The organism is Streptomyces sp. NPDC002788 (genome assembly GCF_053592115.1).
Map to the genome: position 1 here is coordinate 685415 of NZ_JBSFVB010000001.1, position 14916 is coordinate 700330.

General features: G+C 69.5%; 11 protein-coding genes and 1 pseudogene. 8 read left to right on the plus strand and 4 right to left on the minus strand.

Annotation, left to right across the window (positions count from 1 at the left end):
- Positions 1 to 95: 95 nt before the first annotated feature.
- The 6 genes and pseudogenes from ACWD1U_RS02955 to ACWD1U_RS02980 all read left to right on the plus strand — a co-directional run bounded on the left by ACWD1U_RS02955 (position 96) and on the right by ACWD1U_RS02980 (position 5179).
- The gene (locus ACWD1U_RS02955; protein WP_451103891.1) at positions 96 to 788 is read left to right on the plus strand and encodes an SDR family oxidoreductase; all 693 of its coding nucleotides are present in this window, start codon (positions 96 to 98) and stop codon (positions 786 to 788) included.
- Positions 789 to 846: 58 nt separating this feature from the next.
- Positions 847 to 1902 (plus strand): aldo/keto reductase, encoded by a 1056-nt coding sequence (locus ACWD1U_RS02960; protein ID WP_451103892.1) that lies wholly within the window; start codon positions 847 to 849, stop codon positions 1900 to 1902.
- A 172-nt stretch (positions 1903 to 2074) separates the two neighbouring features.
- Positions 2075 to 3079 carry an NADP-dependent oxidoreductase gene (locus ACWD1U_RS02965; RefSeq protein WP_451103974.1) on the plus strand — a complete coding sequence of 335 codons (1005 nt, stop codon included), beginning with the start codon at positions 2075 to 2077 and terminating at the stop codon, positions 3077 to 3079.
- A gap of 162 nt (positions 3080 to 3241) precedes the next feature.
- Entirely contained in the window at positions 3242 to 4045 is an 804-nt protein-coding gene (locus tag ACWD1U_RS02970) for an alpha/beta fold hydrolase (protein WP_451103893.1), read from the plus strand.
- Positions 4046 to 4133: 88 nt separating this feature from the next.
- Positions 4134 to 4290 (plus strand): annotated as a pseudogene (locus tag ACWD1U_RS02975) (IS1380 family transposase); the annotation flags it as partial.
- A gap of 487 nt (positions 4291 to 4777) precedes the next feature.
- Positions 4778 to 5179, plus strand: coding sequence for a hypothetical protein (locus ACWD1U_RS02980; protein WP_451103894.1), 402 nt, complete (start codon positions 4778 to 4780; stop codon positions 5177 to 5179).
- A gap of 249 nt (positions 5180 to 5428) precedes the next feature.
- Here ACWD1U_RS02980 and ACWD1U_RS02985 read toward each other — a convergent pair whose 3' ends face one another.
- Both ACWD1U_RS02985 and ACWD1U_RS02990 read right to left on the minus strand, forming a co-directional pair.
- Entirely contained in the window at positions 5429 to 6118 is a 690-nt protein-coding gene (locus ACWD1U_RS02985; RefSeq protein ID WP_451103895.1) for a response regulator, read from the minus strand.
- Entirely contained in the window at positions 6115 to 7413 is a 1299-nt protein-coding gene (locus ACWD1U_RS02990) for a sensor histidine kinase (protein ID WP_451103896.1), read from the minus strand. Before ACWD1U_RS02990 ends, ACWD1U_RS02985 begins: the two co-directional genes overlap by 4 nt.
- 220 nt (positions 7414 to 7633) lie before the next feature.
- On the opposite strand from ACWD1U_RS02990, the gene ACWD1U_RS02995 reads away from it, so the two are divergent.
- Together ACWD1U_RS02995 and ACWD1U_RS03000 are read left to right on the plus strand one after the other, a co-directional pair.
- Complete coding sequence (locus tag ACWD1U_RS02995) at positions 7634 to 8326, plus strand: ABC transporter ATP-binding protein (RefSeq protein WP_451103897.1); 693 nt, start codon at positions 7634 to 7636, stop codon at positions 8324 to 8326.
- Positions 8323 to 10773, plus strand: coding sequence for an ABC transporter permease (locus tag ACWD1U_RS03000; protein ID WP_451103898.1), 2451 nt, complete (start codon positions 8323 to 8325; stop codon positions 10771 to 10773). The genes ACWD1U_RS02995 and ACWD1U_RS03000 overlap by 4 nt, the downstream gene beginning before the upstream one ends.
- 533 nt (positions 10774 to 11306) lie before the next feature.
- Here the strand turns inward: ACWD1U_RS03000 and ACWD1U_RS03005 are convergent.
- The gene (locus tag ACWD1U_RS03005) at positions 11307 to 12635 is read right to left on the minus strand and encodes a class I SAM-dependent RNA methyltransferase (RefSeq protein WP_451103899.1); all 1329 of its coding nucleotides are present in this window, start codon (positions 12633 to 12635) and stop codon (positions 11307 to 11309) included.
- 133 nt (positions 12636 to 12768) lie between these two features.
- Positions 12769 to 14820: an APC family permease gene (locus tag ACWD1U_RS03010; protein WP_451103900.1), complete on the minus strand. Its 2052-nt coding sequence runs from the start codon at positions 14818 to 14820 to the stop codon at positions 12769 to 12771.
- Between the last annotated feature and the right edge of the window lie 96 nt (positions 14821 to 14916).

The window sequence follows — 14916 nt, forward strand, 5'->3', positions numbered from 1 at the left end:
TCGACTGGCATCTATCATAGGCCTGTGTTTAGATTGCTCTCATAATCTAAGTAGTTGCGGGTGGCCGACGGCGCCCGCCACGACCAGGAGTGGACATGGAACTGAAGAACGCGGTCGCAGTCGTCACCGGCGCCAATCGGGGCTTCGGGCGACACCTGGCCGCCCAGCTCGTCGAGCGCGGCGCGAAGGTGTACGGCGCGGCCCGACGCCCTGAGACGGTCGACGTGCCGGGCGTCATCCCGCTGCGGCTGGACGTCACGGACGAGGCGTCGATACGAGAGGCCGCGCGCGTGGCGTCCGACGCGACACTGCTGATCAACAACGCGGGCATCTCCACCGGCGCGACGCTGATGGGAGGCGACGTCGCTGAGGTGCGCCGGGAGATGGAGACCAACTTCTTCGGCCCGCTCGCCGCGACCCGCGCCTTCGCCCCCGTGATCGAGGGCAACGGCGGCGGCGCCGTGCTCAACGTCCTGTCCGCCCTGTCCTGGTTCCACCCGGCAGGACTCGGCTCCTACGCCGCGTCGAAGGCCGCCGCTTGGGCTCTGAGCGACGCGATCCGTGAGGAGCTGGCACCGCGCGGGATCACCGTCTCGGCGCTGCACGTCGGCTATATGGACACCGACATGGCCGCCGGCGTGCCCGCCGATCAGAAGGTCGCCGCCGCCGACGTCGCGGCCCAGGCCCTGTACGGCATCGAGACCGGCCTGCCCGAGATCCTCGCCGACGAGACCAGCCGGTACGTCAAGCAGAGCCTGTCCGCGGCACCCCAGCCGAACGCGGACTGACGCTCACCCCTCCACTCAGGCGCGACCGCCCTCACACCCCTCATGCAAGGACATCTCATTGCGCTACACGACCTTCGGCCACCGGACCGGGCTGCGCGTCTCCGAGTACGCGCTCGGCACCGCGAATTTCGGCACCGGCTGGGGCGCAGGCGCCGAGCCCGACGAGGCCCGGCGGATCTTCGACCGGTTCGCCGAGGCCGGCGGGACCTTTCTCGACAGCGCGGACGGCTACCAGTTCGGCGAGTCGGAAGAACTGACCGGAAAGCTGATCTCCGCCGACCGCGACCACTTCGTCCTGGCCACGAAGTTCACCCTCGGCGCCGCCCCGCAGCCGGACATCTCCAAGACCGGCAACAGCCGCAAGAACATGGTCGCCTCTGTCGAGGCCAGCCTGAAGCGCCTGGGGACCGACTACATCGACCTGTTGTGGGTGCACTTCCCCGACGAGCTCACTCCGATGGAGGAACTCCTGCGCGGGCTCGACGACCTGGTGAGCGCCGGCAAGATCCACCACGCCGCGCTGTCCAACTTCCCCGCCTGGCGCGTCTCGCGCGCGGTAACCCTCGCGGACCTGAAGAACTGGGCCCCGATCGTGGGCATCCAGCACGAGTACAGCCTCGTTGAGCGCACCGCCGACCGTGAGCTCCTGCCCATGGCCGAGAGCCTCGGGCTCGGCGCAGCCCTGTGGTCCCCGCTCGGCGGCGGACTGCTCACCGGCAAGTACCGCAGCTCCGCCGAGGGGCGCCTGAGCGACCTGGGCATGGTCATCCACACCGAGAGCACCGGCCAGAAGACCGCCGTCGTCGACACCGTCCTGGCGATCGCCGAGGAGACCGGCGTGACACCCGCCCAGGTGGCGGTGGCCTGGGTGCGCGAGCGCGCCGCCCGCTCCACGGCCACGCTGGTCCCGATTATCGGCCCGCGCAACCTCTCCCAGCTCGACATCTACCTCGCAGCCCTCGACGTCCAGCTGACCGACGAGCAGTACGCGCGCCTCGACAAGGTCAGCGCCGTGCCGCTCGGCGTACCGCACGAGGGCATCGCGGGCTCGCTGGGGCACCTCCAGGGCGGCGACGCGAGCAGCGTCATCACCCCGGTCGTGCCGGTGGCCTGAGCCCGGAAACACGGCCGACGCAGAGCTCTCCGCGCAGGCACTGGCCACTGCCGTGCCGACGCGGAGCGCGCGGACTAGAAGAACACCACAAACCGTCTCGTACCGAGACAAGCCCCTCACGGACAGAACACCCCTCCCGCTTGGACGGGAGACCACACGAACGGAGATGACGATGAAGGCCTTCATGGTCGAGAAGTACGGTGATGCGGCCGGGATGCGCGCCGCCGAGATACCTGACCCTCAGGTGGGCGCCGACGACGTCCTGGTCAAGATCCACGCGGCGGGCGTCAACCCGCTGGACATGAAGATCCGCGATGGTGACCTCAAGGCGATCCTGCCCTACCGTCTCCCGCTCGTCCTGGGCAACGACCTCGCCGGGACCGTCGTCCGCGTCGGATCGTCCGTCACCCGCTTCGCGGTGGGCGACGAGGTCTGGGCGCGGCCTGACAAGGACCGCATCGGTACCTTCGCCAAACTCCTCGCCGTCCACCAGGACGACCTGGCGCCCAAGCCCGCCACGCTCACCATGACCGAGGCCGCCTCCCTCCCCCTGGTCGCGCTGACCGCCTGGCAGGCCCTGGTCGAGCGGGCGAACGTCCAGCCGGGCCAGAAGGTCCTCATCCACGCGGGCGCCGGCGGCCTGGGATCCATCACCATCCAACTGGCCAAGGCACTGGGCGCGCACGTGGCCGCCACCGCGAGCACCGCCAAGATCGAGCTCGTCAAGGACCTCGGCGCGGACGAGGTCATCGACTACCGCACCCAGGACTTCTCCGAACTCCTCACCGGCTACGACCTCGTCCTGGACTCCCTCGGCGGCGAGAACCTCGCCAAGTCCCTGCGCATCCTCAAGCCCGGCGGCCTGGCCATCTCCGTCGCGGGCCCGCCCGACCCGGCCACCGCCCTCGAACTCGGCTCGAACGCGGTCATGCGCCTGGGCATCGCCGTCCTCAGTGCCAAGATCCGGCGCCAGGCCAAGCGCCTCGGCGTCACCTACTCCTTCCTGTTCATGAGGGCCAGCGGCGACCAGCTGCGCGAACTCACCCCCCTCATCGACGCCGGGAAGATCCGCCCCGTCGTCGACCAGGTCTTCCCCTTCGACGAGACCCTTCAGGCCATGGAGTACGTCGAGAAAGGCCGCGCAAAAGCCGGCAAGGTCGTCGTCTCCATGACGTGAGCACAGGGCACCGGCCCTGCCGGACGCCGAGAACGCCGCCCGCCACAACGAGAAGATCCCGCCCCACGCTCCTTTCTCCCACACCAGGACCCGATCACGAACGCACCGTCCAGCTCCCCCACGCCCACCCCGTCGTCGTACAAGAACGCGCCGACCCGCGCCGTGTCCGTGCACGGCGTGGACTTCGCCTACCGGCAGCACGGTCCGGACGACGGCGTACCGCTGATCCTGCTCAACCACCTGTCCGCGGTCCTGGACAACTGGGACCCCCGCGTCGTCGACGGACTCGCCGCCCGACGCCGCGTGATCACCTACGACAACCGCGGCGTCGGCGCCTCCGGCGGCTCCACGCCCGACACCATCGAGGCGATGGCCCGCGACACGGTGCTGTTCATCCGGGCTCTCGGGTACGACCGTGTCGACCTGCTCGGCCTGTCGATGGGCGGCTTCGTCGCCCAGGTCGTCGCGGCACAGGAACCGGACCTCGTACGGAAGATGATCCTCGCGGGCACGGGCCCCGCCGGAGGCCCCGGCATCAACAAGGTCACGAGCCTCACCATCAAGGACACCGTCAAGGCCGTCCTGACCCGCAAGGACCCCAAGCAGTACCTCTTCTTCACCGACACCGCCGGTGGCCGCCGGGCAGCCCACGCCTTCCTGGACCGGCTGAAGGAGCGCACGAACGACCGCGACAAAGCCATCTCGCTCTCATCGTTCCGCGCCCAACTGAAGGCCATCCACCACTGGGGCCGCCAGGCACCGGCCGATCTGTCGCGCATCCACCAACCGGTCCTGGTGGCCAACGGCGAGAGCGATCGCATGGTCCCGAGCGTCAACACAGTCGACCTGGCGGCCCGGCTGCCCCAAGGCGAACTCGAACCCCTCTACCCCGACGCCGGACACGGCGGGATCTTCCAGCACCACGACAGATTCGTCCCGCGGGCGCTCGAATTCCTGGAACCGTAGCCAGCCGCCGGACAGGTCCATGCCCCTGCCCCGCACTCAGCGAGACCGGCACCAGGAAATCCGTCCTCGCACATCGCCACCACTCTGAGAGCCCCGCCGACTGCGGCTCCGCCCTGCTGACCACGGCCGGACAGCTCGTCACCACCGGTCGTCGGTGAATCCTCCGCCTGGCCGGGCACTGGCCCTGGACCGGTCACATCACCACAGCCCTCGACCGGCTCACCCAGGTGCCCGACCCAGGCTGACCAGCCAATTCCCCGTCCCCCGGACAGCACCTCACCCGGACCAGTGGAACCCGGCGCCACCCCGAGGCGACAATCGGATCTTCCGCATGCGCACCCTCGACCCACGGCACGAAAGCGGTCCACCGACTCCGCCGGCGGACCGTCATGGAACTTCGAGGCCGACGCGCTGCTCGACGGGTCAAGCCCGACAAGTCCATTGACCCGCGCCATCTGATCCAGGACGACCACCTCACGCTCCGTCAGAAACAGCGTCGAACGCGCGTCAAGACATTTCCCGAACCCGTCCCTGACCGTTGAGACAGAGCGTTCTCGACCCACGCCCCCACTGCGAAGCCACAGGTGGGACACGTGACGGAAAGCTGCAACATGCTCCACCCGGTGGGCCTACGAAAACATGTCGGCACAACCCGCCCGCAACCTGGGGAATCAATAAATCAGCAGGTCAAAGGCCCTTTGCTGCGGGCTCAAGAACCGCCACGCACTCCACATGCGACGTCATCGGAAAGACGTCGTCCTGAGCAAGTATCGGAAAAGATCAGGTCAGGGCCCGTTTCCCGGCTCGCTGTCCCGCCTGCGGGCGACCATAGCGTCAAACGAGCGTCATGACGAACAGTCCGTCCCCTGCTTCCTCGGTGCGGAATCAGGCTGCTCCAACCAGCGGGAGAAGTTCCGGCGGCGTCTGCCGGAGTCGCTGAACGAGGCGCACGGCACCACTCAGGGGGTCGTGGAGCTGCCGCTGCACATGGCTGGGGCGGGGCTGACCTCGTACGACATGAGCAAGCCTCACCAGCACATGGGCCTGTACCGCACCGTCCTGCACGAGGGCCTGCGCGATGATCTGCCCCACTACCTCAACCGGGATCTGCTCCTCCAGATGTGGCCGGTGTAACGCGCCCTCGTCGGTCGCACCGTACGCGTCGTGCGGGAAGGCGCATTCCCCCTCCTCTCCTCCCGCAGCCGGGCAGCCGCGAGACGGACATGCCGGAGCTGCACAGGCGGCTCCCGAGCCTGCCGGAGTAGCTTCCGTGTCGTGCGACGGTTCCTCGCTCTGATGACCGCCGCGAATCTGGCACAACCACCACATCACCAACCAGTCATCTGGTCACTGACGGCCCACGACCACTGACCTCGGAATCAGTCATCGGGGCGCCCCGCCCGGGGCGATCAGTCCCGTCTCGTAGGCAAAGACGACGGCCTGGACGCGGTCACGCAGGTCCAGCTTCGACAGGATACGGCCGACATGGCTCTTGACCGTGGTCGGGCTGAGGAACAGCCGGGAGGCGAGTTCGGCATTGCTGAGGCCCGTCGCGAGCAGGCGGAGCACCTCGAGCTCGCGCGGGGTCAGGCCGGACAGATCGCGGTGCGGGGCGATGGTCCGCGGTTCGTCGCGAGGGGCGAAGCGCTCGATCAGCCGACGGGTGATCGTGGGTGCGAGGAGAGCGTCGCCGGTCCGTACCAGGCGTAAGGCGGAGACCAGATGTTCGGGGGTGACGTCCTTGAGTAGGAAGCCGCTGGCGCCGGCCGTGAGCGCGGCGTAGACGTAGTGGTCGAGATCGTATGTGGTGAGGATGATGACCCGCGTTCCGGCCGGGCCGGCGTCGCCGATGATGCGCCTGGTGGCCTCGATGCCGTCCATCTCCGGCATCCGGATGTCCATGAGGACGACGTCGGGCCGCGTACGGCGGACCGCTGCGACAGCCTCGGCCCCGTCGGCGGCCTCGGCCGTCACTTCGATGCCGTCCGCCGCCAGGATCATCTTGAAACCGGTGCGTACGAGAGCTTGGTCGTCGGCGATGACGGCGCGCAGCGGCGGCTGGTCCTTGTTCATACGGTGCTCCGCGGGATGCGGGCCGTGACCCTGTAGCCGCCGGCCGGCGTCGGTCCGGCCGTCAGCTCGCCCTTGTAGACGGCCAGCCGCTCGCGCAGCCCCATGTGGCCACGGCCGTTGCTCTGCACCGGCGGGGAATCCTTGGTGCCGCCGGTGTCCGTGATCTCGATCTCCAGACAGTCGTCGGTGTAGCCGATGGCGACGGACGCCTGCGCGCCACGCGCATGTCTGATCGTGTTGGTCAGCGCCTCCTGTACGACGCGATACGCCGCGAGGTCCACCCCCGGTGGCAGCGGATCCGGCGGCAGCGACACCCCGACGCTCACGGGCGTACCGGCGGCGCGTACTCGTGCGACGAGCGCGTCGAGCTGTGCGAGCCCGGGCTGGGGCTCCAGGCCGTCGGGCCTCTCGTGGTCCGGGGCGGCCAGCAGGCCCATCACGTGGCGGAGTTCGGCCATGGCGGCCCGACCGCCCGCCTCGACGGCCAGCAGTGCTTCCTTCGACTGCTCGGGCGCCATGTCCATCACTTTGCGGGCCGCGCCGGCCTGGATCACCATCACGCTCACATTGTGGGTCACAACGTCGTGCAGTTCGGCGGCGATGCGGGCACGCTCCTCCTCGACGGCGCGGCGCGTGGCCTCCTCCTGGGCGGCCTGCAGTTCTGTCACCCGGTCCCGGCTGGACGCCAGCCGCAGTTGCAGGAAGCGGACGAGGCTGGCCAGCATCCCTGCCACCAGGAGCACGAATCCTGGGCTGGACCATCCGGGGAGCACGGGGTCCGCGTTGCGGAAAGCGAAACCGGACAGCGCGGCGGCGATCACCAGGACGGAGATCGCCGTTATCCGGTAACGGCTGTGTACGACGGCGCTGTAGGCGCCGATGACACAGGCCAGGACGGTGATCCAGGAGGCGGAGCTGCCGATGGCCAGTGCCGCGCCCAGCACCACCACGAACATGGTCAGCGGATACCGGCGCCGGGCTGCCAGCGGCAGCGTCGACAGGACTACCAGGCCCCAGGGTACGGAGGAGGGTTCTTCCTCCTCGGGCACCTGACCAGGGTCGGGCGGCGAGGGCGGGGCCGGGACCCCGGTCCCGACGTCCACCGCAGGGGGGCTGCTGTTCACCGGCCCGTCGCCGGGATAGCGCACCGCCACGAACAGGGCAATGACGGTCAGTACGACCGCCAGCACCACATCGGCGCGCACCGCTCGCCGAGACAGCGGAGCGGCCTTCGCCTCCGGGCGTAGCGCGTCGATGAGTTGCTGATGCCGACTGCGCCGGTCTTCCGTCTCCATCCGTGCATTGTGCTGCGCTCTCCGCCCGGCCCGCGTCCGCCTGCCCGGCCAGGGCGTTGTCCCAGAGGTCTACTTCTCAGGTATGACTCCGCGACCGAATCCTCCGCGGGAAGGGCCTGATGTTGGTTCCGCGGCCGACGCGCCTCATACGCGGCACCTCTAGGTTCGCAGGACCGGCAACGGCATGTGCCTCTCGCGACCGCAAGGACGGACAACTCGTATGCATCAAATGATCGAACTGGAGGGTGTGGCGAAGCGCTACGACAGCGCTGGCGCGCCAGCGCTCGGACCGCTCACGCTCAGCGTCGCCAAAGGTGAGGCCCTTGCCGTGACCGGCCCTTCCGGCAGCGGCAAGTCCACGCTGCTGAACCTCGTCGCCGGCCTGGACAAACCGACCGATGGCGCCGTGATCGTGGCGGGGCGGCGCATCGACCAGTTGAGCGAGCACGCCCTCGCAAAGTTCCGTCGCGAGTACATCGGCATGGCCTTCCAGTTCTTCAATCTTCTCGACGACCTCACCGTCACCGACAACATTCAGCTCCCGGCCCAGCTGACTGGGACCAGTCGGCGCAAGGCCGCGGCCCGTGCGGGTGAGCTGATGGAGATGCTGGGCATTCAGAAGCACGCCCGCGCCTACCCGGGCCGACTGTCCGGAGGTGAACGCCAACGGGTCGCGGTCGCCCGGGCCTTGGTCAACCGGCCCGCGCTGCTGCTCGCCGACGAGCCCACCGGTGCACTCGACACCGCCTCGGGCCACGACGTCCGCAATCTGCTGATGGATCTGCACCGCGCCGGACAGACCATCGTGCTGGTGACGCACGACCTGACGCTGGCGGAGGCGTGCGCGAGCCGCACGATTCACCTGGTCGACGGTCACGTCGCCCTCGACACCTACGCGCAGGCCGTCCGATGAGCCTGTTCGGTACCGGTGCTCTGGGCCGGGTTGTACGCTCCGGCGTTGGCCGGCGGCGGGCGCAGACCGTGGTGATCGCCGTGGCCACGATGATGGCCGTGGCCTCGGCGGTGGTCGCCGGGTCGCTGATGGTCGCCGCGGCCGCGCCCTTCGACAACGCCTTCAAAAAGCAGCGAGGTTCGCACATCACCGCGCAGTTCGATCCCGCCAAGGCGAGTGCGGCGGAGCTGGCGAAGACCGGGAAGCTGCCCGGCGTCGCCGCGAGCGCGGGACCGTACCCGTCCACGTCGGTCCGTCCGGTGGACCGGGCGGGCTTCCAACTGCCGACGCTGACCCTGGTCGGGCGGTCCGGCCCTGACGGCGCCGTGGACCGGGTGGATCTGAAGTCGGGCCGGTGGGCGCAGCAGCCGGGCGAGATCGTGCTCGACGCGTCGTTCGAGGGGCCCGCCATCGGGATCGGCACCCCCGTGAAGACGTCGGGCGCCAAGGACGGACCGCCCCTTTTGATCGTCGGCTTCGCCGCCTCCGCCAGCAAGACCGCCGACGCCTGGGCGGCCCCCGCGCAGGTCGACGCGCTGGCATCGAAGGGCAACCCAGTCGCGAGTCAGATGCTCTACCGCTTCGACTCCGCGAGCACGAAGCAGCAGATCATCGCCGACCGGAAGAAGCTCGCCGCCTCCGTGGGGCCCGGGGCGCTCCTTGGGACCCAGTCCTGGCTGGACACCAAGCGCGCCGCTGATCAGGGTGCGGCGGCGACCGTCCCGTTCGTGATGGCTTTCGGCGCGCTCGGCATCGTGATGTCTGTGATCATCGTCAGCAGTGTGATCAGTGGCGCGGTCGGCACCAGCCTGCGCAGGATCGGCATCCTCAAGGCCATCGGCTTCACTCCGCGCGAGGTCGTACGCGCCTACGTGGCCCAGGCGCTGATCCCGGCCGTCGTCGGCATCGCCCTGGGTGTCGTCCTGGGGAATCTCCTGGCCGTGCCACTGCTGTCCGACACCGAGTCGGTGTACGGCGGAGTCTCACTCTCGGTGGCCTGGTGGGTGGATGTCTCCGTGCCGGCCGCCGCCCTGGTCGTCGTGGGGCTCGCGGCTCTGATTCCCGCGCTGCGGGCCGGAAGGCTGCGTACGGTCGAGGCCATCGCGGTCGGCCGGTCGCCGCGCACAGGACGCGGCCAGTGGGCGCATCGGGCGATGGGGATGCTGCCGCTGCCGCGACAGGTGACCTACGGTCTCGCCACTCCCTTCACGCATCCCGTACGTACCCTCGCGATGCTGCTCGCGGTGGCGTTCGGCACGGTCGCGGTGACGTTCGCGGTGGGGCTGACCTCGTCCCTGAACGCGATCGGCACCTCCCAGAACCCCGAGAACCGTGCCGCGGTCACGGTCACGACGACCAAGGCAATCGAAGTCGCTCCTCCCCCGCCGCCTCCTGTAGGGGGCAACGCGGCAGACCCGCCTCGCCCTGGCGGCAGCGAGTCAGGCCCGCCTCCCGTGGAAAACAGCGCGGCAAGCACGTCCAAAGAGCCCAAGGTCGCCGATCCGGCGAAGGTGCGGTCCGCCGTCACGTCACAGCCGGGCACGGAGTCGTACTACGGCAAGGCCCAGACCGAGGTCGCCGTGGCCGGGGTCTCCGGCTCGATTCAGGCCAGCCTCTACGAGGGCAATTCGCGCTCCGGCAGCTACGAGATGCTCTCCGGGCACTGGATCACCGGTAAGGGGCAGGTCGTGGTGCCCTCCCGCTTCCTGGAGAGGACCAGCACCAAGATCGGTGACACGGTGCGGGTGACCTATGAGAAGGAGACCGCGAACCTGCGGATCGTGGGCGAGTCCTTCGACACGTCGGGCAGCCGGCTGGAGATCCACGCGGACATGGCCAGCTTCGCGTCGGCCGAGCCCAGTACCTTCCTCGTCGAGACCAAGTCCGGCGTCTCCGCCGACGAATACGCCCAGAAGGTCGCCGCAGTCGTACAGCCACTGGGGGGCGACGCAACGACCGGCTCCGAGTCGGGGCAGGACGGCATCATCCTCATCATGTCCGCGATGGCGGTGCTGCTCACCCTCATGCTGATCACCGTGGCCGGTCTCGGCGTACTCAACTCCGTGGTCCTCGACACCCGGGAACGCATCCACGACCTGGGCGTCTGCAAGGCGATCGGCATGACGCCGCGGCAGACCATGGGCCTCGTGCTCGCCTCGGTGGCCGTGATCGGCGTGATCGGCGGGCTGATCGGCGTCCCTGCGGGGTACGCGCTGCACCACGTCGTCATGCCGGTGATGGGGCGGGCCGTAGGCACCAGCCTGCCGTCGCTTGTCCTCGACGTGTACGGGCCTTTCCAGCTGCTCCTACTGGGGCTCGGCGGGGTCGTGATCGCGGTGCTGGGCGCGCTGATCCCGGCCGGCTGGGCGGCCAGGGCCCGTACGGCCACGGCGCTGCGCACCGAGTAGCGTCCGCCGGAGCGCGAGCCGCTGGGGCCGATCCGCCAGTCTCGCGGGGTCGGGCTGCCCGTACAGGCACGGGCGACGAGGCCCCCGTCCAGGCAGGTCGTCTTGAGAGGGACTCGGGAGGCCCGGACAGGGGCCGGCAGCGGGAAGCGGTGCGGGTGGCTGTGAACGACTTCTCTTGGCTCAGCGGAGCCGTCGAGGACGGAGTCCATGCCGCCCGCGGCACGATCGGTCGCTGAGCCCTGCCCCGCCAATCTCTTCCGCTGACACCATCTGCCCAGGGGAAAGACGGCATGGGCGGCGGACGACCACGCGGACCAGAGGGCCACTCGCCCGACGCTCCGTCGGGACCAGCGTCAGGACGGTTTCTCATACGCCCCGCGGAGTAGGGACAACGCGTCCACCGTCCCGAACGACGTTCACGAAGCCGCAGGTCAAACCCTCTCCCTGGTCCCCCGACACGTTCCACGTCGTGCACCTTGGAGAACAGGTCGAGGAAGCACCGGCGTTCCTCAGCAATCCAGAGAAACAGCAGGTCAGGACCTCTTTGTTGCGGGCTCCAAGATCGCCACACACTCCACGTGCGACGTCATCGGGAACAGATCGAACGCCCGAAGCGTCCGCACCCGGTACCCCCCGTCCCGGAAGTACCCCAAGTCCCGCGCCAACGCCGCCGGATCGCACGCCACATAAGCGATCTTCCGCGCCCCCAGCGAAGCCAGATGCTCCACGGTCTTCCGCCCGGCTCCCGCCCGCGGCGGGTCGAGGACGATCAGGTCGACCTCGGTGATCCCGGTCCGCGGCAGCACACTCTCGACCTTGCCCTGCTCGATCCGCACGCGGTCGAAGTCCGCGAGATTGTGCCGCGCGTCCTCCACCGCCCGCTTGCCGGACTCGATGCCGAGGACCGCGCCCTGCTCGCCGACCCGGTCGGCGAGGGCTCCGGCGAAGAGGCCGGCGCCGCAGTAGAGGTCGAGGGCCATGTCGCCCTTGCGGGGCAGCAGGCCCTGCATGACCGCCGTCACCAGCGTGTCGGCCGCCTTCGGGTGGACCTGCCAGAAGCCGCCGTTTCCGACGCGGTAGGTGCGGCCGTCCGCGCGTTCACGGACGAAGGGGCGGCCGTGGACGCGGTGGACGCCGCCGGAGCGTTCGTCCACGCGCAGGACCGACACGGGGCGGTCGAGTTCGACCAGGGGAAGGCGTGCGCCCGGCTTCGGGGTGAGGACCACCTGCCGGTCCTGCGAGCCCGTCGCCGCGATCGCCTCGACGGAGTCCATGCCGGTCCAGAGCCGCTTCTCGATGCCCAGCTCGCTGACGCCCTCCGCGGCGATCATGCAGTGGTCGATCGGCTCCACCTCGTGGGAGCGGTGCCGGCGCAGGCCCGCCCGGCCGTCGGCCGTGACGGCGTACTGGACGCGGGTGCGCCACGCGGGAACCTGGCCCGCCGGCACCTTGTCGCCCTCGGCGGGCACCACCGTGCCGTCCCAGCCGGCCTCCTCGGGCGTGAGCCCGGCGAGGTGCTGGAGCTGCTCGGCGATGACGTCGGCCTTCAGGCGACGCTGCGCGCCCGGCTTGGCGTGCTGCCAGTCGCAACCGCCGCAGCGGCCCGGCCCGGCGAACGGGCAGGGTTCGTCGATGCGGTCCTTGGAGGCGTCGAGCACCTCCACCGCGTCCGCGCGCAGGAACCGCGCGCCCTGCTCGCCCTCCGTCACCCGCGCCACGACCCGCTCACCGGGCAGCGTGTGCCGCACGAACAGCACCTGGCCCTCGGCCGTACGGGCGATGCAGTGGCCGCCGTGGGCGACGGGGCCGATCTCGACCTCGTACTCCTCCCCCACCAGCGACGTCCTCGGTTCTGCCTGCATGGCGGGGTGACTCCAAAATGCGTGAGGGGAAGAGGCCGTACGGAACACGGCCGGACAACAGCCCACCAGTCTACGTGGCTGCCGCCCGGCCGATTCACCGCCGTTTCCCTTCGGCTGTCGCCTCAGGACCTCTTCAGGACTTGGGCTCGGCGGACTCGTTCGGCCGCACCTGGGCCGGACCGCGCCGCACCGACCCCGGCGCGTTCCACTCCTGCTGCCTGCGGGCCCGCCGCTTGGCCGCCTCGGAGGACTGGAGCTGGTACGGCACCGAGGTGACCATGATCCCCGGCGTGAACAGCAGCCGGCCCTTCAGCCGCAGGGCGCTCTGGTTGTGCAGCAGGTGCTCGTACCAGTGGCCGACGACGTACTCGGGGATGATCACGGACACCGCGTCCCGCGGCGACTCCTTGCGCAGTCCCTTGACGTAATCGATGATCGGCCGCGTGATCTCGCGGTAGGGCGAGTCCAGGACCTTCAGCGGTACGTCGATGCCGCGCCGCTCCCACTCGTCGCGCAGCGCCTTGGTCTCCGCCGGGTCGACGTTGACGCTCACCGCCTCCAGGGTGTCCGAGCGCATCAGTTTGGCGTAGGCCAGGGCGCGCAGCGTCGGGCGGTGGATCTTGGAGATCAGGACGACGGAGTGGACGCGGGAAGGCCGTACGCTGTCGTCGCTCGGGCCCTCGGGGGCGGCGATCTCCTCGGCGACCCGGTCGTAGTGCTTACGGATGGCCGTCATCGTCGCGTAGAAGATCACCATGCCGAGCAGGGCGACCCACGCGCCGTGCGTGAACTTGGTGACGAGGACGACCACCAGCACCAGGCCGGTGAAGAAGGCGCCGAAGGCGTTGATGGCGCGCGAGCGGATCATGTGGCGGCGCTTGGCCTGGTCCTGCTCGGTGGCCAGGTGGCGGTTCCAGTGCCGGACCATGCCGGTCTGGCTGAGCGTGAAGGACACGAACACGCCGACGATGTACAGCTGGATCAGGCGGGTGGAGTCGGCGCCGTAGATCCACACCAGCAGTCCGGCGGCGCCGGCGAGGAGCACGATGCCGTTGGAGAAGGCGAGGCGGTCGCCGCGGGTGTGCAGCTGGCGCGGCAGGTAGCGGTCCTGGGCGAGGATCGAGCCGAGCAGCGGGAAGCCGTTGTAGGCGGTGTTTGCGGCGAGGAACAGCACCAGCGCGGTGGCCGCGGCCAGCACGAGGAACAGGAAGCTGCCCTTGCCGAAGACGGCCTCGGCGACCTGGGAGATCACCGGGTTCTGGACGTAGTCCGGGCCGAGCGGGACGCCGTTGTGGAAGAGGTCGCGGGCCGGGTTCTCGGCCATGCGGACGTCGGTCGCGGCGGCCAGCGCGATGATGCCGCAGAACATGGTGACGGCCAGCAGGCCCATCATGGCGAGCGTGGTCGCGGCGTTCTTGGACTTGGGCTTGCGGAAGGCCGGGACGCCGTTGGAGATCGCCTCGACGCCGGTGAGCGCGGCGCAGCCGGAGGAGAAGGCGCGCAGCAGCAGGAAGAGCAGGGCGAAGCCGGCCAGGCCCTGGTGCTCGGGTTTGATGACGTAGTCCGCGGTCGGTGCCCGCATGGTGTCGTCCAGGACCAGTCCGCGGAAGGCGCCCCAGGCGATCATGGTGAAGACGCCCGCGACGAAGACGTACGTCGGGATCGCGAACAGCGAGCCCGACTCTTTCACGCCGCGCAGGTTCATGAGCGTCAGCAGCACGATCACGCCGATCGCGCAGAGCACCTTGTGCTCGACCACGAACGGGATCGCGGAGCCCAGGTTCTCGATGCCGGAGGAGATCGACACCGCGACGGTGAGGACGTAGTCGACGAGCAGCGCGCTCGCGACCGTCAGACCCGCCTTGGGGCCGAGGTTGGTGGTCGCCACCTCGTAGTCGCCGCCGCCGCTGGGGTAGGCGTGCACGTTCTGCCGGTACGAGGCCACCACGGTGAACATCAGCACGACCACCGCGACGGCGATCCAGGGGCTGAAGTGGTACGCCGTCACGCCCGCGATCGACAGGACCAGCAGCACCTCGCCGGGCGCGTACGCCACGGAGGACAGCGGGTCGGAGGCGAAGACGGGTAGTGCGATGCGCTTCGGCAGGAGCGTTTCCCCGAGCCGGTCACTGCGCAGTGCGCGCCCGATCAGGAGCCGTTTGGGCACGTCGGTCAGTTTGGACACAACAGAGGATCGTAAGCGTTCGATTGCGGGCCCGCCCACCCGCCACCCCCATCGGCGTTCCCTCTGCTCTCCGAGTGAATTCAGAGACTGGTGCGG